The organism is Campylobacter sp. CCS1377 (genome assembly GCF_040008265.1).
Taxonomy (GTDB): domain Bacteria; phylum Campylobacterota; class Campylobacteria; order Campylobacterales; family Campylobacteraceae; genus Campylobacter_D.
In genome coordinates, this window is record NZ_CP155620.1 from 359,117 (window position 1) to 382,791 (window position 23,675).

Sequence of the window (23,675 nt, forward strand, 5' to 3'; positions counted from 1 at the left end):
GCTATGAAAATTTATATAAGTGGTATACATACAGATGCAGGCAAAACACATTGTAGTGCGGCACTTTGTGCGAATTTTGGTTTTGATTATTTTAAACTGATACAAGCAGGCGAGCCAACGGACAGTGATTTTATACGCAAACTTTGTCCTAAAACGCGTATTTTTAAAGAAGGAATGCTTTTAAAAACTCCCGCCTCTCCTCATCTTGGTAGAAAAAAAGAAAATTTAAACTATAAAGCCTTTGATATAGCATTGCCAAAGAGTGAACATTTGCTTATAGAAAGTGCAGGTGGACTTTTTACTCCTTTAGATGATGAAAAAACAGTGATTGATTATATGGCGCGCTTTAAGCATCCTACTTTTTTGGTAGCAAAATACTATCTTGGAAGTATCAATCATATTTTACTTAGCATCGAAGCTTTAAAACAAAGAAATATTGAAATTCTAGCCCTTGTAATGATGGGCGAAAAAGATCTTTTGCAAGATGAATTCATACAAAATTACACCAAAGTTAAGATAGTAAATTTACCCTTTTTTACTGCTCAAAATTTATTTGCTCAAAGCAAAATTTTTAAAGAGGAAGTGGAAAAGATACTGACTTAATTTAAGCTTTATATTTAAAATATTCTTATTTGGCAATTTAAGTTAATATTTCATGGTTTTTATTTTTAATACACTTAATACTTTATGTAAATTTTTGCTAGAATACAATTTCATTGCTATATTCATATCAAAAATATTTTCAAGGAGTTAAAATGCAAAATTTTTTTAAAGGATTAGGGATAGGGCTTTTGTGTTTGTTGTTTTTTGTTGCGGGCGTGATTTTTAATGTGCAGTTTTTAAAAACAAAAGATGATAAACTTATACTTCAAAGACAGATTGAAGTTTCAAATAAATTAAGTCCTAGTACTTTCAAAGCTATTTTAAATTTAAATGCGAGTGAAATTTTAAGTCAAAAAAGTGTACTTGAAAATGAAGATAAAGCAAGTATTTCTCAAACTTTCAAAGAACTTTTAGAAAGAGCACAAAAAGATAAAATTTGCGTAGGTGGGGCTTACAGCATAGAGCCAACTTTTTTGTATAAAGAGGGTTTGCAAATTCCTAAAGGGCAAAGACTTAATGCGAGTTTTGAATGTGAATTTAGTAAGGATAAACTTGAAATTTACAATGCTTTCATTAATGATGTAGATAAAATTTTACAAAATAATACTTTAATAAGAATGTCTATACCAGCTTTGCAAGCAAGTTTTGCTAAGGAAGAATTGGATAAAAATCAAGAAGTATTATATAATGAAGCTTTAAAAAAGGCTTTAACTTATGAAAAATATTATTCAACTAATTTGCAAAAAAGATGTGCTTTGCAGGCTTTAAATCTTAATGCAAACACAGGTTTGAGGCCTTATGCGATAAAAAGTGCAGAAGTAGGCAATGATAACTTTGGGGCGAGTTTACCACTTGTAAAAGAAGAGGAACAAAGTCTAAGAGTGAATTTAACTTTTGTTTGTGAATAGTTTTTAATAGCTTTTGTCTTTGAAATGATTTAGACAAAGGCTTTTTGCTATTTAAAAATAAATTTTTATTAATAAAATACTTATAATAATTAAAAATGTTTAATTATGAAAATTCTAACTAAAATCATCATAAATGCAATCATTTAAAATAAATTTATTTTGCTAAAAAATTAAATGTTTTGTTTTTGAATGTTATTTTGCAATGAAAAATTACATAAAAATCAATAAGCCTTATGCGATAAAACTTTGATCGAGTGAGATTATAGAAGATTTGTAGGCTTTTAGATTTATTTTAATGATAATAGTATGTAATGGAATTTTGCGAATTTGATAGCGAGTGGCTTTTGTAAATTTATCTTGCTAATAAATGGAAGTACAAATTTGCAAAATTAATATTTTGCTTGATGAAAGCATATAAAAATATATTATTTAAAGCGTTAAATTAAAATTTTTTACAAAAAATTTCCAAGCTTTAATAATTAGTTGATTTGTTTAGAGTAAAATTTATCTTATGAGATTTCTTCATTAAACTTAAAAACTTCAAATGTTTTTAAGTTTAGTTTGATAAAATTATGATTTTTAAACGCGGGAATAGCTCAGGGGTAGAGCACAACCTTGCCAAGGTTGGGGTCGCGAGTTCGAATCTCGTTTCCCGCTCCAACACCTGCCCGGGTGGTGGAATTGGTAGACACAAGGGACTTAAAATCCCTCGGAATTTTTCTTCCGTGCCGGTTCAAGTCCGGCCTCGGGCACCATATTGGTGAAACTCAAGGCGACATAGCCAAGCGGTAAGGCATGGGCCTGCAAAGCCTTGATCTCCGGTTCGAATCCGGATGTCGCCTCCAATGCGATAAAATTTCAAATCTTACTTTTCGGGAGATGGCTGAGTGGTCGAAAGCGGCGGTCTTGAAAACCGTTGAGGGTCACACCTCCAGGGGTTCGAATCCCTTTCTCCCGGCCACTTCTTTTAATCGATTTAATATCTTATCTTAAAAATATCAAGTTTTTACATTTTTAAATTATTTTTTTAATATGGTAAATTCTTATTTGAATTAAAATTCTGTAAATATTGAGATAATTTTTATCTTTAAAATTAAAAAAATATAAAAGCATTATATAATATAAATATTTTTAATGAATTTATTTATAATTAATTTATAAGTTATATAATTTTTTTGAATTTCAATTTGATAGGGGGAAAATATGAATTCACGAAGACAGTTTTTAAAACAAGCATTTTTGTTAGGTGCTTTGGCGTATTATCCGCAATTAAGTATGGCGGAAGTAGAAGCTAAAAAGAGTTTGATTGTGTATTATAGTAGAACTTTAAACACTCATATTTTGGCTAAATATTTACAAAGTATTACTAAATCAGATATGATGCGTTTGCAAACTACTTATCATTATCCTAGTAATTTTGAAGCAATGCTTGAAATTGCTAAACAAGAAAGAGAGGAAAATTTCAAACCAGAACTCCTAAATGCGGAACTTAATTTTGATGATTATGATATGATATTTTTAGGAACACCTATTTGGTCAGGCGGAATTGCTTCTCCTGTACGAACTTTTTTAAGTCAGTATGATTTTAGCTCTAAGATTATTGCTCCATTTTGCACTCAAGTAAAAGATAGTATCGAGGGTTGTATTGATGATATAAGAAAAATTGCTCCTAATGCACAAATTTTAAAAGGAATTGATATACATGCAGCTTTTGAAAAAGATGACGGGTATTTGAAAGATAAAAACAGAATTTATCTAGCCAGTGAAGCAAGCTATCTTACTTTTGCAGATAAGCAAGAAATCAACTTGTGGCTTAAGAAAATGTAAGAATAACTCTGCTAATTGCAGAGTTATTCTTGATTTTGGGAGGTTTTTTTAACAACTTTAACGCGTTCTATAGAATTTCCATTCATTTTTTTAACTTCGTAATAACAAAGATCATCTTCGATGCGATCGCCCACAATAGGTAAGCGACCCAAAAGATTAAACACATAGCCACCAATGGTAACTTGTTCAAGATTTTCATCGTAGCTAATAAGTAATAATTCTTCCACGCTTTCTATGGTACATCTTCCTTGAAATTCGTAGATATTGTCGGCTAATTTTTTATAATTATCCATAGCATCATCGTGTTCATCCTTGATATCACCGACAATTTCTTCCATAATATCTTCCATGGTTAGAATTCCAGCTGTTCCACCATACTCATCGATCACTAAAGCGGTGTGAATGCGTTCTTTATTCATCCTTACTAAAACTTTTGAAATGCTGATATTTTCAGGCACTAATATCATATTTCTTACAAAATCATCCAAATTTTTCTTGTGTTCGCTTAATTCATTTTGTATCAAATCTCTAATGTGAATCATCCCCAAAATATTATCTTTTGAAGCATCGATATAAGGAAATCTTGTGTGTTTATACTCGCAAACGATTTTCATATTTTCTTCATAACTTTTTTGTTTATTAAGACATATCATATCTTTGCGTGGTGTCATCACTTCTTTTGCGACTGTATCGGAAAAATCAACAGCGTTGCGTATGATTTCAGTTTCAAACTCGTCTAAAACTCCACCTTTTTGACTTTCGCTTGCGATGATTTTAATCTCTTCTTCTGAGTGAGTTAATTCGCTTTCTTTAGCAGGTTTTATGCCTATGATTTTTAATGAGATGGCGGCTAAAAAATCAAAGGTTTTAATGAAAGGCAAGAAAAGAAGCCAAAACCAATGAAGTGGTCTTGCTATCCAAAGCACAGCCTTATCTGCAATGGCTATGGCAATGCTTTTTGGGACAAGCTCGCCTAAAACAACATGCAAGAGTGTGATGATAGTAAAAGCAATCACAAAAGCTACAGTATGAATGAGTGTGTTAGGTAAATTCATACCAGAAAATAAATGTTCCAATACTTTAGCAATAGCGGGTTCGCCTATCCAGCCAAGTGCTAGAGAGCTTAAAGTAATGCCTAATTGACAAGCGCTAAGATAAGTATCAAGTTTTGAAGAAACCTCTAAAGCTTTTTTGGCGTTGCGTTTTTTTTCCTTTACAAGTTCTTCAAGTTTAGAACGACGCACTTTGACAATGCTAAATTCAGATAAAACGAAAAAGCCATTTAAAAGCACTAAAAGCAGTGCAACAAGAATCATGAAAGTAGAATAGCCAACATCAATGGTAGCAACAGTTTGACTGGGGTCCAATGAAACTCCTTAGAATAAAATTTTAAAATTATATCCAATTTAAAGCATAATTTTAGCTTAAAATTTATAATCTTAAGAAATTATATAGATTTAAAATGGTGATGAGAATGCTTAAAATTCTAACAATTTTTTCGGCGGCTTTGACTTTGGCAATGCTTTATGCTCCACAACCCTTACTGCCTTTATTTGCTCAGTATTTTAACATCAGCTTAAATAAGGTTTCACTTATCATATCTTTTGCTTTAATTCCTTTGGCATTTGCTCCTTTAATTTATGGATATTTATTGGAAAAATTTTCATCAAAATATATTTTAATCACTTCGCTTTTTGCTTGTGGGATTTTGCAAATTTTTTGCACTTTTGCGAAAGATTTTGAGCTTTTTTTGTTTTTGAGAATTTTACAAGCCTTGTGTTTTCCTGCGATTTTAACGACTCTTTTAACTGTGTTGACTAGAACCCAGAGTGAGAATGTTCAAAAAAATGTTGCTTTATATGTGGGTGCTACAACATTTGGCGGGTTATTTGGTCGGGTAATGAGTAGTTTTTTAGCGGATTTATTTTCTTGGCAGATGAGTCTTAATTTTTTTGCTGTGTGTATGATTTTTTGTGCTTTATTATTTGTGCGTTTAAAGGATAATAATACAGTAAAACTTCAAAAACCTAACTTTTTTGATTTTATCCCTTTTGTGAAAGATTTTAAAATTTTGTTGATTTTTTGTAGTATTTTTGTTGTATTTTTTTCTTTCCAAGCCATTATGTCTTTTTTGCCTTTTTACGCTAAAACCCATTTTGAAAACATCAGTCAAGCCCAAATTGGATTTTTGTATATGGGATTTATTATGGGGATTGTAGTTTCTGCTTTTATTTCGCAAATTACGAAAATTTTGGGTTCAAAGGCTAGGGTTGTGATTTTAGGGCTTATGCTTTATATTTTAGGGACTTTAATGATGGCTTTGCCAAGTTTTATTTTGGTTTTTGGAGCTATGTTTGTTTTTTGTGGTGGAATGTTTATTTGCCACTGCGTTTTATCAGCACTTTTGAATTTAAATTCAAACAAAAAAGGCATCGCAAATGGTTTGTATCTAAGTTTTTATTATAGTGGTGGGGCTTTTGGATCTGTTTTACCAAGCTTTTTTTACCAAACTTTTGGCTGGCAGATGTTGTGTTTTGTGATTGCCTTTTTGCTTTTAATTATTTTATTTGTTTTTATTAGGTTTAGATATTATTATAAATAATTTTATTGTTTTTTTGTAGTGAAATCATAAATTTTCAAATGAATGATTTATAAAAATTTATAAATCATCGTTATGTTTGAAAATCGCGATTTTTATAAATCGTTTTTATTTTGACTTATACCACTTTGGTGGATTATATTCTAAAGGAATACCTTCAAATGTGGATCCACATTCTTTTAGATTTATAGCTTTCCAATTGTCTAAGTTTTGATTAAAACAAATAGCATCTTGAAAAGTTCTTACCATGGAAGTTACTTCGCTTACATCCCAAGTATCTAACTTGCCATTAAACGCAACAGCAGATCGAAACATTGTGTCGAGATTTTGTGCTTTACTCATATCCCATTTATCTAAATTTTGATTAAAATATCTTGTTTGGTAAAACATAGATCTAAAAGTTTTGCCATTGCTTACATTCCAAGTATTTATATCTTGGTTAAAATAATGTGCGTTGCTAAAACAATTATTAAAATTTGTAACTTTGCTCACATCCCAAGTTTCTATCCCGCTGTAATCTTTACGATAAGAAGACCCAAAAACTCCAGATAAGTCTTCTAATTCGCTTACATCTAAAAGCCCCAAATTAATCTCATCAATCTTTACAAGCATAATGAGTAAATTTTTATCCTCTATTTTAATTTTTTGATTATTTTTAAGTTTTTCTACCGCATCAATGAATTTTAAAAGCAAGGTAAAATAATCTTTTATCTCATTATCTATTTCTATAAATTCTATGTATTGAGCTAAATACTGGATAAAATCCAAATTCTCAAGGCGTTTATCATAATCATTATCCGGGCTTTTTATGCTTTTGTGCCTATCTAAAAATATCATATATTCTAGCAAAGCTTTATTAAAATGACGATTGCTCATATAGTAATTATCTAATCTTATCAATTCAACCAATGCAAATATTAAAGGTATAGGACTTTTGTATATAGAATTTTCTACACTTAAAAAACTTTCTTCAAATTTAAAATAATTTTTTATCAAAATAAGTTTTGCAATATTTATATCCATGAAAAATAAAAGCTCAAAATCCGCACCATTTTGCATATATAATTCTAATATTTCACACCTTTCTTCTTCGCGTTTTGCTAATATCTTAAGATCTAATTTTTCACCTATAAAATAAAAATCATATTCCATACTTTTACGCCAAAAATTATGCAAAATTTTATCATCTTTAACAAGTTCTTTAAAATTTGCTCCATAATTTATCAAAAGCTTAGCAAGATCTGCACGACCATTTTCCAATGCTAGTTTAAGATAATTTGTATTTTTTGATTCGATAAGCACTTTTTGTGGATTTTTAGCAAGTTTAGCAATGGCTTCTATAAGCTCAAAAGGTATAATACAAATACTACCAAATACCCCACCATAATAATCATCGGCAGTGCGGTAGTATTTATTAAGCATTGCTTTTTTATAAATTTTGCTAAGTTCTGCGTCGCTAAACTTTTTTTGTGTGTTTGTGTTTTGAAAAACCTCTAATGTTTTATTTAGTCTTTCTTTTAGCGTGTTAAAGGTTCTAAGAGTTTTTTCGGGGCGATGATTATACCTATTATTGTATTCATCGCTATTATCCTCTAAAAGCTTAAGAACTGCTAGTATTCCTATGTTGGCATTAGCTTTTTTATCAATTTCTTTTATCCAACGCGGAGGATTTTTTTCCAAAGGACATTTTTTAAAAATATCTTTATTTTTTAGTATAGTTTCGCTTGAAATTTGCCAAGAATCAATATTTTGATTAAAATTGCTATATGCAAACATTTCGTTGATTTTTTTCGCTTTTTTCATATTCCATTTACTTATATCTTGATTGAAATTTAAGCAACGAAAAAACATACACTCAAAATTTGTGCCATTGCCTACATCCCAAGTGCTAATATCGTGATTAAAATTACTGCACTCATAAAAACACTGACTAAAATCTTTGATATGTGAAACATCCCAAGTTTCTATCCCACTATAATCTTGTGCTATCTCATAACTAAAGACTTTATGTAAAGAATTAAGATATATAAGGCTAATTGAATTTAATGCTACTTTATCAATAAGTGTATTTCTTTCTTCTTGCGCTTGTTCTATTAAAAATACTAACTCATCGCTATTTGTAGGGCAATAACTTAAATTTTCTTTGATTAAATTTTCATTAAGCACTTTAGAAAAAATGGATTTTTCAAGAGCTTTTTCTGTGCTTTTCCCACCAAGTATATCTTCCAATAGATTTTTTAATTCTCCTATGCTGCTTGAATTTGCTATCTTTAGGGCAAATGATTTTCTCTCTTCATTGATTTCTTTGGCCATATTTTTTATGAGATTTTGACAAGTATCGATAGCATTTTGTGAAATTTTTATATCTTTTTTTGTGTGGATTAAACGCACTGCTTCAAGTATTTTCGCATTTTTTATCGCTTCTAAAAGCTCATCATCACTTTTTTCAAGCGCTTTACTTAAATCTTTATTTTTTAAAAGTGATTCAAGCATTTTATAAATTTCACCCAAATCATCTCCTAAAATAAAATTTTCAAGAAACCACTCATCAAATTCATTGCTAGTTGCTTCATAATAAGCAATACCCGTATCGTTTTCAAAGTCCTCTGCATACTCTCTAGGATCAGCATCCCATAACTCATTAGAATTTATAAAATCATCTAAATAATCTTTTATTGTTTGTAAAAGCTCTTTGCTAGGTTTTGTATCTAAAAATGCTTTGAAATTATCTAAGCTTTCTAAAATATCGGTATTAAAATCCATAATTTTTCCTTGTTTATAATCATCTCCAGCTTAATTTTAAATCAAGCCCTAAATCTTTGCCTAAAGTCTCAAAATATCTTAAGCCTTTATTTTGGCTAAGCCAAGCTATCAGTGCTTCTTCATCATCTAAATTGCCTTCATATCCGCATAAATCTGCTTCTTTATAAGTATCATACCACCAATCACCATGCGTATCTTCAAGCATTTCTTTAGCTTCTTCAAGCATTTCTTCATCTATTTTTACAGAATCTCTCATAAAATAAAGAATTTTAAAAGCTTCTTTGCACTCTTCTTTTAAAGCTTCTTCTCTAAAATCTTCAAGATCTATATTTTCAAGTATTTTATAAATTGCCACAACATAATAACTTGTTCCTTCCGTGCAATCTATATCAGTATATTTGCTAACTTCTTGTTGATCACTTACTCTGCCGTTTATATTTGCCCCTTGATTTAAAGCTTTCTTAAAAAGTTCAAAATCTGAAGTTGTAATCGCTTTAAAAAGCAAATCATTAGCTGTTTTAGTTTCTAGTTTTTTACCAAAAAGTAGTTCGTAAAAATTATCACTTACATGCTGCGTAACACCACATTCATAATCATTTCTTATGCAATTTACAAGCAAGTCTTGATCTTCTTTTGTGTAGTAAGTATCCTCACAAAGCAAAATATAAAGCTTTTCATCCTTTTCGTAAAGAAAAATAGAATCATCTTCCTTATCTTCATAGCATTCACAAATATAGTCTATAAATTCTTCATCAAAGGTAGTTTTGAGATTTTCGCATTCTACTTTTTTACTTCTATCAATACAAGTGATAAAAATCTTTATATAATTTTTTTGTTTTAAAAGTTTTTTGAAATGAATTTGATAAAAACCTTGAGAATGCCCAATAAAATGATGGATATTAAGATTTTCTAATTCCATAAGACCTCGATAAAAACAAGAATGCAACATCATATAGCCTTCTTTTGGGGCGAGATTTTTTAAAAAAGCTAAATTTTCTTTACGGCGTCCATCAAAAAATGCTCTATCAAAATAATCTTCATCTAAAAAATCATTACAAATTCGAGCATCTTCTAAGATAATGAAAGCTAAAGTATAATCTTTAATGTTTTTATCCCTAAAAATAAAGCATTGCACGCTTGCATTTTTGTCAATATTATTGATAGAAAAATTGCAATCTATAAGCTCTAAAGCTTGTTCTATTATGTTAAAAACATCACCACCATTTTGTGCAAAAATGATGTTATTTACCCTGTGAGAATCTAAAAAATATACTAAATGATAATTATCTTCTTCGGTTAAACTAAGCTTATCTATCAAGCCAAATTCAGGAGTATTAAAAGTTAAATCGTTTTTTTCATCTGTTTGATTTTTTTTGTAAAAAGGTAAAAAGCTTAAAATCTTTTCTTTGAAACTCATTTTTTCCTTTGAAACAAAATTTTGCGTTTTTTCTTCACTTTCTTTTATGATGCCTAAAATGTTTAAAATAAGCTCTACGCAAAAGATTTTTTCGCCTTTTATAAAGTTTTCATAAATGGTTTTTCCAAATTTATGGATTTCTGTAAATTCATCAGTTTCTAAGCAAGAAAGAAGTCTTGTTTTGCTAATATCTTTACTTTCTTTGCCTAAAAATCCCATAAAGCGATTTTGTATGCTAAATTCATCATAAACAAATACTTCCCCCTTTGTTACTTGCCAATCTTTAAGCTCAAATTCTTGTATGAAATTGACTCTTTTTTCTTTATCTAAATTGATACAAGATTTTAAAAGCTCTAAAATTTGCTCTAGCATTGTAAAAGTTTTGTTTTTGACTAAAAATTCTTTTGGAACAATTTTTTCTAATTTTTGTAAAGCTTCTTTTTCACTTTCAAAAAGTCCTAAAATATTGTTTTTATAAAATTCTAAATTTTCATTAAAATGTTCTAAATTTAAAATTTGCATTTTTTCATAAAGCTCTTTGCTTTTTTCAAGTCGTACAATTTGTTCTTCAGTGATTTTTACTCCACTTTTTAGTAAGCATAAAAAGCTTTGTTGGTTAAGCTCAAAAAGAATTCTTTTGTTTTTTAAATTAAGCGCATAATGAACATTTGTACCAAAAACAGGATAAATTGCGAAAATATTTATTTTTTCTAAGCTTTTTTTACTTACGCTTTTTTGAAGTAAATTTGCAAATTCTTCACTATAAATCAAATCATAACTTTGATATTCATCTAAAATATCATAAAGGCTCGAATTTTCGCCACTTACTTGCTCTAAAATTTCTTCAAAAAGTATGTTTAAAGCATTAATGCTAAGTTTTTCATTTAATTTTTCATTCAAAAATTCATTTAAATTTTCTTTAGCTGTATCTGAAATAAATTCTTCATCATCGTTTTCAAAACTGCTTGGTGTTTTGATTTGTTCTGGCTTATTTTTGTTATTTAAATGATTGTTTTTTAATAATTTCTCTAAAAGTTTATAGTCAAAACACTCAATCTTACCGCTAACTTCATCGCCCATTAAAGGAGTTTCTATCCTGCCATTTTGTGTGTAATTTACTCTTTGATAGTTTAAAAGTTTTGGCTTGCTATCTGAGCTTATTTGAAAAAAATCCACCATTTCATCATCTTGCCATTTTTCATTTAAGTCCAAATCTTCCATATTTTCAAGTGCGTTTAAGCGATCTAACCCATTAGTCACCAAGCAAGTATATAAAGCTAAGCCGATTTTTGTTAAGATTTTATATCTAGGAAAAGAAACTATAAGTGCTTGATGATCAATTTTTATATTATGTAATTTTTCATAAGATTCGCAAAGGCTGTGCAATAAAAAATAATAAAAATTTTTCATTTCCCTGATCGTTTCTATATATTTATGCTCTACTTTTGCACCTGCTATTAAGAGATTATAAAAATACTCATGATTGTTGTTGATTTTTTCTTCATTTTTGATAAAACCCACGCTTTGTTTGGTTTCTGTACTTTGCAAAGGCATAAATAAAATAAGATCAACATCTTTATAATAAAGGCGACTTTTTACATAGGCTATGAAATCTTTCATTTTTTTATCGATTATTTCTTGGCATTTTTCTAAATCACTTGGCGAAAGGGCGTTAAATTCTTCAAGGCTTAAATTTAAAACTCTCATCAAAGCATTTTGTCTTGCTCTTTCTTTAAATATTTTAAGTACCTTATCTTTTGGTTTCATTGCGCCACTTTGCTCAAATTCGTCTTTGTAGTAATTTTGCATTGCGTCCATTTGCCTTGCAAATTCAAGCATAAGTTTTTCATCAATTCCTTGAAAATGATTTATTCCACGAAATGCTTCAAGTTTATTTGCGTCGCTATTTTCTTCGTCTTCTTCATCGCTATCATCATATTCTTCATCATCGTAATCATCATCTTCATCTTCCTCTAAATTTAGCTCACCATTTTGAAATTTTTCATAGAGATTAAAAAAATCTTTTAAAATAAATTCACTCAGTGCATTAATATAATCAAAAACAATCGTAGTTACACCTTCTTTATAGCACCAAATGCAGAGCTCTCCTTGTAAGCGGATAAATAGCATCATATCGCTATTTTGTATGATCTGCATAGCTTGTGCATTTTCTTCTAATCTTGAGGGAATGCTTTGATACTTTTCTCTTTCTTCTATCTCTACACTAAAAGTACTTTTTTGCATAATCATTGCAAAAGTATCAAAAAAATTCTCATCAGTATCTTGTATCTCAAAATAACAAATTTTATCTTTTTCATAGTTTGTGTAGCGCATAAAAAACCTTTCGTATTTAAGCTTTGAGTAAATTTTCAAACCAAGATTTTAAGTCTTTTATCTCTTCTTCTTTGAAATTTTCGCAAAGAATATCTATCGCATTTTTGCCATTATTTGTATAATTTACATCAATGCCGTATTTTTTAAGATCTAAAATTAAAGTTTCATACAATGCAAGTTTTTCTTTATTATCCTTTAATTCTTTTCTGTCATATCGTAAATTTCCAGCAATAAACATTAAGGCATTATAACCATTTACAACATTTTCATCGCAGACGATTACATCATTAGCATTAGCTCCTAGTTCTAAAAAAAATTGTATATGAGCAAGGCGTATAGGGCTTATTGGGGGAAAAATCACGGATAAAAATGGAGTATAGCCACATTCATTAATCGCACTAAACGAAGCACCATTTTGCACTAAATAAGTCAGCGATTTTTTATCTTGCTTTAAATCTCTAGCTCTAAATTTGCAATAATTTCTATAAAAATATTCTTCATCACTATACTTAGCAAAATAATGCAAGACATTATCTTTATCATCAAAATCTTGATAATTAAAGTTAATTTTTGTGGTTTCTTTTATCGTTTCTAGCATTTGTTCAGAATTTGCTCCTTCACAAGCATGATAAAGAAGGTAAGCAAAATTCCAAGCGCTATCATTTAAAGGTTCTAAAAATTTACAAAATGCACTTTCATAGTCGTATTTATTAAGGAATTTTTTAAGTTTTTCTGGATCGCCTTCATCGAGTATATCTTGCAATTTTTTATAACTGCTTTTCATTGTGGCAAAGCTTAGGGTTTTAAAACCTTTGATTTGCTCCTTTGCTAAAGCTTTATTAATTCCACCTTTTACAAAAGCACCAGTTTTTGGATAAGAGAGAGCATAATCTAAGGCAGTAGAGTCATTTGCATCTTTTATACTCATTTTTACACCAAATTTGATTAAAAGATTAATAGCGTGTTGTTTATCGTCAAAAGCAGCACATATAAGCGGTGTTCTACCGGCTTCGTATTTATAGTAAAAATTGCTTTCTTGGACTTCTTCTTTTATTCTTTCTTCTTTGTCATAATCAATTTCTTTTATCCAAGTGCCTTTTTTTGTTAAGACATTAAGATCTAAGCCAAGAGATTTTGCCGCTTTTATCATAGGAATTTTACAATAATGCAATGCAGTTCTACCAAAACGATCATAATGTAAGCAATCGCAACCTTTTTGCACAAGATAAATGATATTTTTTACCCCAGCACTTGAAATGATGCGGTGTAAGGCGTTATAGTTGTTATAACCTTTATCTATCGTGTTTGGATCAAAGCCTAGTTCAAGCAAAACATCAATCATTTCTGTTGTGGGATATTCGCAAGCTGTGGCAAAATAAAAACTAGGATGAGCTAATTTATATCCGTCAAAAAAACTTTTATCAAAATGTGCTAAATACGCCTTTGTTTGCTCCACTTCACCGCGCGATAGGGCTTTGTCAATTTCATCATGCGCTATATTAAGAAGTGAAGGATTTTGTTTATATTCTTGTGTTGTATAAAATTTTGCTTTGATTTTATGCACAGGTTTTGGAGCTTTTTCTAGAAGTTTTAAAATTTTATAAATATCGCTATTTTCTACTTGCATACCTTTATAAAAAGCTTTATCGTCCCAATACTCTTGCTCTAAATCGCTTACCATATTTTGGGCTTGTTGAATGAATTCAAAATCCACTGCTCCGCCACCAGAGAGTAAATTTTGCACTTCTTCTAAATTTGCTTCTTCTATCGCAGCTTTGAGTGCTTTTTTCTTGATTGCTTTTGCCATTTTAATAATCCTTTTAATTTATTATTAAAATTTAGATTATTTTAACAAAAATTTGTTTTTTTGAATTTTTTGCTTTTGCTAATTTCTAAAAGAGAATATTTTCAGAATGATACATCTTTACAATCGTATAGTTTCAGCCTTAAAAGGCTGAGGTTTTTATTTTTTATACTCAATATTTTTTTCAAATTCATTCAAACGCTTATAAATGCTTCTAAGCTCGGTGATACTAGTCCAATTTGTGATAAAAACACTAAAAGAACTTCTAACTTGATCAAAGGCATTGTTGATTTGTATCACAACTCCAAGCATGATAAGTCCGCCAAAAAGACTAGGTGCCATAATGATAAAAGGAACGATAACAATGGCTTGCTCAAATAAATAAAGCCAAATATTAAAATAACCATAATGTAAAAAAAGCCTTTTATAATTAAATTTAAGCCCTGTAAAAAGCTCTATCATGGTTTCTTTTTTAGCATAATTTAAACGATCATCTTCTGCATAGACTAATTCTTTTCTAAAAGCTGCTTCGGCTTTTTGATTGTTGTATTCAAGTCCCGGCAGTTTAATACCTACAAACCAAGAGATAACAAGTCCGCCCAAAGAAATTAAAAGTGCGACATAAACAAGCAAGCCATTTGTATCTTTTAAAAAATAAAAAGGCGAATTTTTGTCTAAATTTGCAAACAATCCTGCACTTACCATATCGCTTAAACCCCATAAGATAGGTACAAAAGCAACCAAAGTCATCAAAGCCCTTATAAAAGATAGCCCCAAACTTTCAACAAGCTTAGAAAAACGATAAGTATCTTCTTGAATTCTTTGCGAACTTCCTTCTATATTATCATTTTTATTTTTCCAAAATTTAAGATAAGAAAAGGTCATTGCTTCACGCCATTTAAAAGCATAAACACTTGCAAAATAAATATTAATCGTAGCGATTAAAACATAAGGAAAAGCGATAGCTAAAAATACAAAAATGAGTGCGTAAAAATCACTCAAATCATAATAAGGCTTTTCTATCATAGCAGGAGTATGAAAAAAATACTCTAATAATTTTTGATAATAAAAAATCGCAAATTTATTGATAAAATTTGCATTTTCTAAATTTGCCTTAGCTTTTGCGCTGGCTTTTTGTGCGTTTTGTAAAATGCTTTTTAGTTTATCATCGCTTAGGCGTTCATCTTTATTTAAGGCATTTTTTACCATTTGGCTAAGTTTGCTTAAATTTTGTTCTTCTAAAAAATTATTATCTTTTAAAATCAAAAGGATTTTTTCGCTCATTTCATCATCATTGTTGATTTTATTTTGCTCATTTTGAGTATTAAGTCTTGATGTGTTTTCTTGTTCTAAATCTTGCATTTTTTTAGCTTTGGCTTTTTCATAAACCACGCTTTCATTGGCATCTTCATTTAAATTTAATTCCCTAAGTAAAGCAGGGGTGATTTTAAACTCATCTTTGAAATTTTCTTCATTAAATTCTAGTTTTATGGCCGTAATTTTTGGTTTTTGTAAAGCATTATAAAAATCATTATACCAAGCATTGATAGCAACATTTAAACTTGTTTGTATATATAAGAAAAACAAAAGTAAAAAAAGTCCCAAATAAGCCCATAGGATCCATTTTTTAGATAGAAAAAAAGATTTAAACACATTTATCCTTGATTTAAATTTTAAAAAAGTAATTTTACAAAATTTTTCTAACCAAAGTTTTATTTTTTATTTAAAAAATCCTTGATATTGTAATTAATCGGCAAAATAAAGGTGATTTGGTTTGAATTTTTAAGCATTTCTTGAGGTGGTTTTGGCAAAGGTGATGCTCTTGTTATGAGATTTATAGCTTCGTTGTTTAAAATAGAATGTGGGCATAATTTTTTTATGTTTTTACTCGTTACATTGCCCAACTCATCGATACTCACTTTGATATTAACCTTTCCTTCTTGTTTGTTGATGAGTGCTTCCTTGGGATACCTTTGAAATTTTAGCAAATGTGCCATAAGCACAGCTTGATAGTTTTGAATTTGCTTTTTAGCATTTCCGCTTACTAGGGTTTGTGTTATTTTTTCCTCGCTTTTTATGGGTGCACTTAGGCTTTGATCCTTTGCTTTAGAATTAGGCGAATTGGTGTTGTTTGTGATGGAATTTTCTTTTTTGTTTTTTTCTGTGATTTTGTGTGAAAATTCAGCACTGGCTTGTAGTTTTGTTTTTTCTTTTAAAAAATCATTGCTAATAGAGCTTGGCTTATGATTTATCTTTGTATTTTGACTTTGTATGCTTTGTTTTTGATTGATTGAAACCTCTTTGACTTCTCCTATAGGAAGTTCTGAAATTATCATTATGGATTCGAATTTTTCACCCTGTTTGAGATTGAGCCCACTGTTTAAATTTTTGTTAAAAGAGGGCGTAAAAAATAACAAAGAAAAAACCAAAATATGCAAAAATAAAGATACACTTAAGCTTATTTTGAAAATCATTTTGCATTTTCCTTTTGGGAAACTAGGGCTATTTTGGTGTATCCTTGTTCTTTGATTTTATCCATCAAGCGTATGATTTTATCGTATTGAACTGATTTGTCGATGTGAAAATATATGATTTGCTCTTTATTGTTTTTGCTTTTTTCGTTGATAATTAAAGCTAGGTTGTCTGCGTTAATTATGGTTTCATTAATGGCAATTTCATCTTTTTCATTAAGATAGACAACGATGGGGTTTTTGGGTTTTTCTTCGTTTTGCTTGGAGCTTTTTGGAAGTTCGACTTTAATTGAATTTGTTATAATTGGTGTAACTGCCATGAAAATGATAAGCAAAACAAGCATGATATCTATAAAAGGCGTTACATTAATTTCGCTTAATTCTTCCTCTTCTTGAATGTAAATCATTGTTGCTCCTTTGAAGTATTTTCTCTATCAAATAGTAGGTAAAGTGTAATGATGTTTTCGTTTAATAAATGTGAAAAATGGGTATTGAGTTTTAATAGATAATTGTAAAATAAAACAGCAGGTATTGCAACGACTAATCCTAAAGCTGTAGCAAATAAAGCTTCAGCAATTCCAGGTGCAACTATGTTTAAGCTCGCATTTTGTGCTTTGGCGATATTGATAAAACTATGCATTATACCCCAGACTGTTCCAAATAGTCCTATAAATGGAGCACTTGAGCCAACTGAAGCTAAAAAAGACACACTTTTTTTGACTTGTGTGATGATGTTTAGTGATTTAAGTTTTAGTCTTTGTTCTATACGGTTTTTTAAATTTTTATCATAAATGGATGATTTTTCTAACTCATCTTGAATTTCTTTGTAAAATTGCAAAGCAAGACTTTTATCATTAAGACATAAATTATGAAATTTAGCGTCTTTAAAAAATTGCCTATCTTGCTTTAAAATTTTAAAATATTTAGCATAAGTGATGAATTTATAAATAAAAATCGCCCAAGTGAGCACAGAAAATAAAACGAGTATCCATATAACTATTTTAACGATAATATGTGCGTGAAAATACAAGTCTTTAAAACTTAAATTTATTGTTTGTTCAGCACTTACTTGGGTTAGATTGGCATCATTTGCCAATAAAACATTTGCCAGTAAAAAAAGCAAGATAATCATTTGTGATATTTTTTTCATTGTTTTCCTTAATATTTGTATTCAAAACTTACTATAAAAGTGCGACCGCGAGCGGAGTTGTTGTAAATAAATATAGGATCAAAAAGTCCACCTGCATTTTGACTATCGCCTGTATTGTAAGCATAAAGTGCGTCCATATAATTTTCATCGAATAAATTTTGCACTTCTGCTTTGATATTAAAATTTTTAAAAAGCTCATAACTTGCATAAAGATCGATTATGGTAGGTATTTTAGGCAAATCATCTGTGGTTTTAAGTGGCGCCATAGCATCTGGATTACTTGGATCATCTTCTAAACTTCCAATAGGGGCTATTCTTTTTGCTTTTCCTGTGTATTTGGCTATTGCTCCTATATTAAGCTTTTCTTCTAGCAGTCTTACCCCTATATCAAGATTTGCATAATGCTCTGGAAGTTGAGCAAACTGGCTTTGACCCGATTGTGCGCCTCCGGTTTCTAAAGACTCTGTGTCTGAGAATTTGTGTTTGGATTTTTGATAGGTATAAGATAGCGTGGAGTAAAAAACTCCCATATCATATCTAAATTCAAGCTCAACGCCGTTAAATTTTGCCTTTTCATCATCATTAAGCTGCATTACAAAAATGGCATCGTCAGCCTTTTGCCAATATCTTCTATTGTAAATATAATTTTTTACCGAAGTATCATAATAAAGTACTTTTAAGCCAAAAGTATCATCATCTTTTAAAAGCCCATGTGTAAAAGAGTTAAAGCCTATTTGGTAGGTATTGGCACTTTCTTGTTTTAAAAAAGTGTTCATATTGTGCTCAAATCCTGCATCGTGAGTGAAGAAGTATTCTTGAACATTTGGAATTCTATGGCTTTTTGAATACGAGATGAAGGGATTAAACAATGGGTGCATATTAGCTGAAAATACAAAAGAATAATTGAAATTTTTGTAATTTTTTTCAATATTTCCAGCAGTTTTAGGTTGGCAATAAGAATTATATATGCTGCATACTCCCTTATAGCCACTCAAATCTGCATCAAGCCAATTTATATTTGAATTTAAGGTAAAAATTCCATAGGTATAGCTTGTATCAATATAAAAAGTTTTGATATCTTGTTCGCCTTTTGGATAAAAGGCTGTGAGTATATAAGGAAGTAAAACTCTATCTCGCGGAAAATCATTACTATAATGATTGTTTAATAAATTAAGTCCATAAGTGAGATAAAAATTAGACTCTAGGCTAATTTCTTTACTCATTGTATTGCTTAAATCAAGAGTTAAGGCTCTATTTTTGGTTTTTACTCCACTCATATCATGATAGCCCCAAGTTGAACCTTGATTATATTTTTGTTTCCCATCATTATAAGCCATTAAAAATTTTAAATCCAAAAGATTTGAATTTGGTGTAAAACGATAATCAAGCTGATAAGTGTCATTTGTGATTTTTCTTCCTGCTAGATTATTATGATAACCACGATAACTTAGTATTGCTTTTATTAGCTCTGATTGGTATTCTGCTTTAATGAGCTGACTTCTTGGCTGATTGTAGAGATTTTTTGGATTGATGGGTGCAGGTAAATTTGTGTCAGGAATTCCATCATCATCACTATCAAATGGAGGTTGCTGATCGCCTATATAACCTCCACCTCCGACTTTGTAGTTTTGAGAAAGATTTTGTCCACTATAACCAAACAAAAATCCCACACTTGCACCATTTTCAAGTAAGGTTTTAGCTGCCACAGTTCCCATGAAATTTGGTCCTATAGCATTGCTTCCATAAGAATATTTTCCTAAAAAGCCAAAGGTATTTCCATCGCGCACCACATCATCTACACCTATGGTTCTAAAATTAGCCGAGCCCATTAGGGCATTTGCTCCGCTTGCTCCTTTAAAAGTTCCCCTAGTAATATCAACGCCAATTAAGAAATTTTTATCAATAGGAGCGCTAAAACTTGAAGTTCCAATTTGTCCATGAAAACTATCATCACTGGCAGAGCCAAAAAAAGTTTGAGTTACCCCATCAATTTGCGTATTTACTCTACCCAAGCCTGTCATACCACGAATATTTACAGAAACTCCACCTTGAGCTTGATCAACTTGTGTATAGGCTCCTGGTATGCTTCTGATGATAGAATCTATGCTTTGAGTGCCGCCACTTAATCCTTCCCTTGTGCTTATTGCTTCTGGGCTTATGAAAGGTTTTTCTTCATTTTTTAATTTTGAGCCAGAAATATCTAGGGTATCAAATTCTATTTCTTCGCTAAAGGCCAAGTTGGCAAAAGATATACTAATAAAGCAAATTAAACTTAATTTTTTCATTTTCTTTCCCCATAGACGAATATATAATCAGCATCTTGATATTCTAAATCATTTTTATCAAAATTAAATATCACCACAGCGACTTTTTTATCGCTTTTAAAATCTTTTATATGCAAGGGGATGCCTATTTTTTTGCTCACATGAAATTTTCCTGCAATCAACACGATTTTGTTTGGGTTATGCACTAAGATATCTGCCATTCTTCTGTCTTTAAATTGCTGAATTTCTACGAGTTTTGTGAGCATATTTTCATCTTTTAACTCATGAGTAAGTGAAATTAAATTTTTAATTTGCTCTTTTACGGCAATTTGTGTCGATAAATTGCCATTTAAAGGCACTACGCCATTATAAATTTGTTTGATTTCTTCTTTAGATAAATTTGCACCAAGTAAATTCATATCAGAATAAAATGTTAGATTAATAAGCTCTTGATATGCTTTATAATCCCAAGCTTTATCCCAATTTAACTCCGTTTGAAGTTCTGAAGGTGTGATAGTATTTTTGTTTTGCTTAGCCTTGTTAAGCTTTGTTTGGTTGGCGCTTGCAAACATTTCAAATGCTATATCAAGAGAAATTTTGTGCTTGGAGCAATACTCATTTAAAGCTTGTATAATCATTATTTCACTTGCTTTGTGTTTGGGTTCATCGTGTCTTTCTCCTAGTAAGATGATATCGTTTTTCAAGAGCTCATTGAAAAAATCATCAAATGAAATTTGAGTTTTATTTGCACTTGAGAGAATGTAGAAATTCTCATTTTCCTTCAATGGTTTTTGTGTGTTAAGTCCTGTGCAAGCATAAAATAATAATACGCTAAAAGCAAGTAAAAATTTTGCCATTTGTTTTTCCTTTTTTTGATATAAAATTGATATCAAATATTAATATTATAAATTTAAAAATATACTTAAAATAATGAATTTAAATTTATATAATCAAAATATTTGTTTATAATTTTTAATTTTTTTTGATTTTAAGTATCATTTATATAATTTAAAAACAAAATAAATGAGTAAAATTCCTGATGGTAAATTAGTTTAAATTTGTTAGAATGCGTGAAAAATTTAATCTAAGGATAAAAATGAAAAATCTTTTAATCATAGGCGCAGGCGGAGTAAGCCGTGTAGCCACCGTAAAATGTGCAATGAATTCTAATACTTTTAGCAAAATTACCTTAGCTAGTAGAACTAAAAGCAAATGTGATGAAATAGCAGCTTTTATAAAAGAGCGTTTGGGTATAGAAATTCAAACTGAGCAAATAGATGCAGATGACACCACTGCTGTTGTAGAACTTATCAAAAAAACAGGAGCTGAAATTTTACTCAATGTGGCTTTGCCTTATCAGGATCTTACTTTAATGGATGCGTGTATTCAAACTAATATCCACTATGTAGATACTGCAAATTACGAACATCCTGATTTAGCAAAATTCGAATATAAAGAACAATGGGCAAGAAATGATAAGTTTAAGCAAGCAGGAATTTTAGGGCTTTTAGGAAGCGGTTTTGATCCTGGTGTTACAAATGTTTTTTGTGCTTATGCACAGCAAAATTTATTTGATGAGATTTCTTACATAGATATATTAGATTGCAATGCAGGTGATCATGGTTATGCTTTTGCGACTAATTTTAATCCTGAAATTAATTTAAGAGAAGTTTCTGCTAAGGGGCGTTACTGGGAAAATGGTGAATGGATAGAAACACAGCCTATGGAAATAAAAATGGAATGGGATTATCCTGAAGTAGGTGTAAAAGATAGCTATTTGCTTTATCATGAAGAGCTTGAAAGCTTGGTAAAAAATATCAAAGGCCTAAAAAGAATTCGCTTTTTTATGACTTTTGGACAAAGCTATCTTACTCACATGAAATGTCTTGAAAATGTTGGAATGCTAGGTATTAAACCTATAATGCATCAAGGAAAAGAAATTGTGCCGATTGAATTTTTAAAAACCTTACTTCCTGATCCTGCAAGTTTGGGTCCTCGCACAAAAGGTTTTACAAATATTGGTTGTGTGATCCGTGGTATTAAAGATGGCAAAGATAAACAAGTTTATATTTATAATGTTTGCAATCACGAAGAATGCTATAAAGAAACTGGCGCACAAGCAGTAAGCTATACAACAGGCGTTCCTGCAATGATAGGCACAAAATTAGTCGCTAAAGGAATTTGGCAAGGTAAAGGTGTGTTTAATATGGAAGAATTTGACGCTAAGCCTTTTATGGATGAGTTAAATATTCAAGGGCTACCTTGGAAAATCATCGAAATGACTCCAAGTTTGGGAGAATAAATTTAAAAAAGCCCTAAATTTGGGGCTTAAAATTTTTACATTCTTTATTTTATCTATAAAAGTTAATATTTTCCAAATTTTTCATATTTTTTATAAATTTTTATGATTGTTTAAGTTTTTTTATAATTTTGACCATATTTTAAATTAATAAGGAGATAAATTATGAAAAAAACTATTATTAGTAGTAACTTTTGCTTTATTTATTGTGGGCTGTGGAAGTAAAGAGCCGCCTGTCGAAATTGAAACTTTTGAACAATACAATCAGCTACTTTACTCGAATTCTAAATTTTTAAAAATTACCTCTTTAGTGGATTCTGTTACAATTACTAAGATAATTCCAAATCGCGGAAAATGTAAAATTGGCGGAGTGCTAGATAACCGTGATATAAAAATTAATAAAACTTTAAAATACGGAGAAGTATGGAATTATATTCCACTACGAGGTTGTGATAAGTTGTTGGAAGTTAGGGTTGAGACAGATCAAGGAGAGTGGGATTTTAAATTTTAAATAACTTATTCCGCATAAAGCGGAATAAGTTATTTTATAGGATGAAGCTCGTTTGCGTAAAAACTAACTGATCCCATACCCTCTTTTAAAGCCCATTCATAAGCTTTTGCAACAAAATCCCAGTTAATATGAGTGTAAAATTTCTCTAAATAAGCAGGACGAGCATTGCGATGATCTACATAATAAGCGTGTTCCCAAACATCTACAACGAGTAAAGGAATTTTATCTTCAGTGATAGGTGTAGCTGCATTTGAAGTGCCTACAAATTCTAATTTTTGATTTTTGGTGTTATAAACCAGCCAGAACCAGCCAGAACCAAAAACTCCTGTCGCACCTTTGATAAACTCAGCTTTGAAATTATCCAAAGAGCCAAATTCTTTTTCTAAAGCCGCTTTTAAATCGCCTTTTACTTCACAGGCATTTGGAGTAATGCAGTCAAAATAAAAATCGTGATTATAAACTTGAGCTGCATTATTGAAAATTCCACCATTTGAAGTTTTGATAATATCAACAAGTTCTTTACCGACAAATTGTGTATCTTTGATGAGATTGTTAAGATTATTCACATAGGTTTGATGGTGTTTTCCATGATGATAATTAAAGGTTTCAGCACTTAAAAAATCGCCAAAAGCATTGGTGTCATAAGGTAATTGTCTTAATTCAAACATAATTTTCTCCTTTTAATAAATTGAGTAAAAGATTGTAGCATAAAATCATTAAAAGAG

General features: G+C 30.1%; 17 protein-coding genes and 4 tRNA genes. 10 read left to right on the plus strand and 11 right to left on the minus strand.

Annotated elements, in window-relative coordinates:
- The first annotated feature begins 3 nt into the window (after positions 1–3).
- The 7 genes from bioD (at position 4) to AAH949_RS01880 (ending at position 3,338) form a co-directional block, all read left to right on the plus strand.
- The gene (bioD, locus tag AAH949_RS01850; protein WP_348518804.1) at positions 4–603 is read left to right on the plus strand and encodes an ATP-dependent dethiobiotin synthetase BioD; all 600 of its coding nucleotides are present in this window, start codon (positions 4–6) and stop codon (positions 601–603) included.
- A gap of 152 nt (positions 604–755) precedes the next feature.
- The gene (locus AAH949_RS01855; RefSeq protein WP_134237678.1) at positions 756–1,511 is read left to right on the plus strand and encodes a hypothetical protein; all 756 of its coding nucleotides are present in this window, start codon (positions 756–758) and stop codon (positions 1,509–1,511) included.
- A gap of 585 nt (positions 1,512–2,096) precedes the next feature.
- Positions 2,097–2,171: transfer RNA gene (locus AAH949_RS01860), tRNA-Gly, on the plus strand.
- Positions 2,172–2,177: 6 nt separating this feature from the next.
- Positions 2,178–2,266 (plus strand) — tRNA-Leu (locus AAH949_RS01865).
- A gap of 16 nt (positions 2,267–2,282) precedes the next feature.
- Positions 2,283–2,356, plus strand: a tRNA-Cys gene (locus tag AAH949_RS01870).
- 28 nt (positions 2,357–2,384) lie between these two features.
- Positions 2,385–2,472: transfer RNA gene (locus tag AAH949_RS01875), tRNA-Ser, on the plus strand.
- A gap of 242 nt (positions 2,473–2,714) precedes the next feature.
- Positions 2,715–3,338 carry a flavodoxin gene (locus AAH949_RS01880; protein WP_134237679.1) on the plus strand — a complete coding sequence of 208 codons (624 nt, stop codon included), beginning with the start codon at positions 2,715–2,717 and terminating at the stop codon, positions 3,336–3,338.
- 23 nt (positions 3,339–3,361) lie between these two features.
- Here the strand turns inward: AAH949_RS01880 and AAH949_RS01885 are convergent, their stop codons facing one another.
- Positions 3,362–4,654, minus strand: a complete 1,293-nt coding sequence (locus AAH949_RS01885; RefSeq protein WP_134237746.1) for a hemolysin family protein — start codon at positions 4,652–4,654, stop codon at positions 3,362–3,364.
- A gap of 158 nt (positions 4,655–4,812) precedes the next feature.
- On the opposite strand from AAH949_RS01885, the gene AAH949_RS01890 reads away from it, so the two are divergent.
- Positions 4,813–5,940, plus strand: coding sequence for an MFS transporter (locus tag AAH949_RS01890; RefSeq protein ID WP_348518805.1), 1,128 nt, complete (start codon positions 4,813–4,815; stop codon positions 5,938–5,940).
- Between the two features lie 105 nt (positions 5,941–6,045).
- Here AAH949_RS01890 and AAH949_RS01895 read toward each other — a convergent pair whose 3' ends face one another.
- The 9 genes from AAH949_RS01895 to AAH949_RS01935 all read right to left on the minus strand — a co-directional run bounded on the left by AAH949_RS01895 (position 6,046) and on the right by AAH949_RS01935 (position 20,997).
- Complete coding sequence (locus AAH949_RS01895) at positions 6,046–8,700, minus strand: BspA family leucine-rich repeat surface protein (protein ID WP_348518806.1); 2,655 nt, start codon at positions 8,698–8,700, stop codon at positions 6,046–6,048.
- A gap of 19 nt (positions 8,701–8,719) precedes the next feature.
- A complete protein-coding gene (locus tag AAH949_RS01900; RefSeq protein WP_348518807.1) occupies positions 8,720–12,451 on the minus strand; it encodes a hypothetical protein in 3,732 nt (1,243 codons plus the stop codon).
- 16 nt (positions 12,452–12,467) lie between these two features.
- Positions 12,468–14,258: a hypothetical protein gene (locus tag AAH949_RS01905; protein ID WP_348518808.1), complete on the minus strand. Its 1,791-nt coding sequence runs from the start codon at positions 14,256–14,258 to the stop codon at positions 12,468–12,470.
- A 156-nt stretch (positions 14,259–14,414) separates the two neighbouring features.
- Complete coding sequence (locus AAH949_RS01910; protein WP_348518809.1) at positions 14,415–15,908, minus strand: putative transporter; 1,494 nt, start codon at positions 15,906–15,908, stop codon at positions 14,415–14,417.
- Between the two features lie 59 nt (positions 15,909–15,967).
- Entirely contained in the window at positions 15,968–16,729 is a 762-nt protein-coding gene (locus AAH949_RS01915; RefSeq protein WP_134237685.1) for an energy transducer TonB, read from the minus strand.
- Entirely contained in the window at positions 16,726–17,133 is a 408-nt protein-coding gene (locus AAH949_RS01920; protein WP_348518810.1) for a biopolymer transporter ExbD, read from the minus strand. The genes AAH949_RS01915 and AAH949_RS01920 overlap by 4 nt, the downstream gene beginning before the upstream one ends.
- Positions 17,130–17,876, minus strand: coding sequence for a MotA/TolQ/ExbB proton channel family protein (locus tag AAH949_RS01925; protein ID WP_348518811.1), 747 nt, complete (start codon positions 17,874–17,876; stop codon positions 17,130–17,132). The genes AAH949_RS01920 and AAH949_RS01925 overlap by 4 nt, the downstream gene beginning before the upstream one ends.
- Before the next feature lie 8 nt (positions 17,877–17,884).
- The gene (locus tag AAH949_RS01930; RefSeq protein ID WP_348518812.1) at positions 17,885–20,161 is read right to left on the minus strand and encodes a TonB-dependent receptor; all 2,277 of its coding nucleotides are present in this window, start codon (positions 20,159–20,161) and stop codon (positions 17,885–17,887) included.
- Positions 20,158–20,997 (minus strand): ChaN family lipoprotein, encoded by an 840-nt coding sequence (locus AAH949_RS01935; RefSeq protein WP_134237688.1) that lies wholly within the window; start codon positions 20,995–20,997, stop codon positions 20,158–20,160. The genes AAH949_RS01930 and AAH949_RS01935 overlap by 4 nt, the downstream gene beginning before the upstream one ends.
- Before the next feature lie 239 nt (positions 20,998–21,236).
- Between AAH949_RS01935 and AAH949_RS01940 the strand changes: the two genes are divergently transcribed.
- Together AAH949_RS01940 and AAH949_RS01945 are read left to right on the plus strand one after the other, a co-directional pair.
- On the plus strand, positions 21,237–22,442 hold the full coding sequence (locus tag AAH949_RS01940) for a saccharopine dehydrogenase family protein (RefSeq protein ID WP_134237689.1): 1,206 nt from the start codon (positions 21,237–21,239) through the stop codon (positions 22,440–22,442).
- A 205-nt stretch (positions 22,443–22,647) separates the two neighbouring features.
- Positions 22,648–22,950: a hypothetical protein gene (locus AAH949_RS01945; protein WP_134237690.1), complete on the plus strand. Its 303-nt coding sequence runs from the start codon at positions 22,648–22,650 to the stop codon at positions 22,948–22,950.
- A gap of 29 nt (positions 22,951–22,979) precedes the next feature.
- Here the strand turns inward: AAH949_RS01945 and sodB are convergent, their stop codons facing one another.
- The gene (sodB, locus tag AAH949_RS01950; RefSeq protein WP_348518813.1) at positions 22,980–23,618 is read right to left on the minus strand and encodes a superoxide dismutase [Fe]; all 639 of its coding nucleotides are present in this window, start codon (positions 23,616–23,618) and stop codon (positions 22,980–22,982) included.
- Between the last annotated feature and the right edge of the window lie 57 nt (positions 23,619–23,675).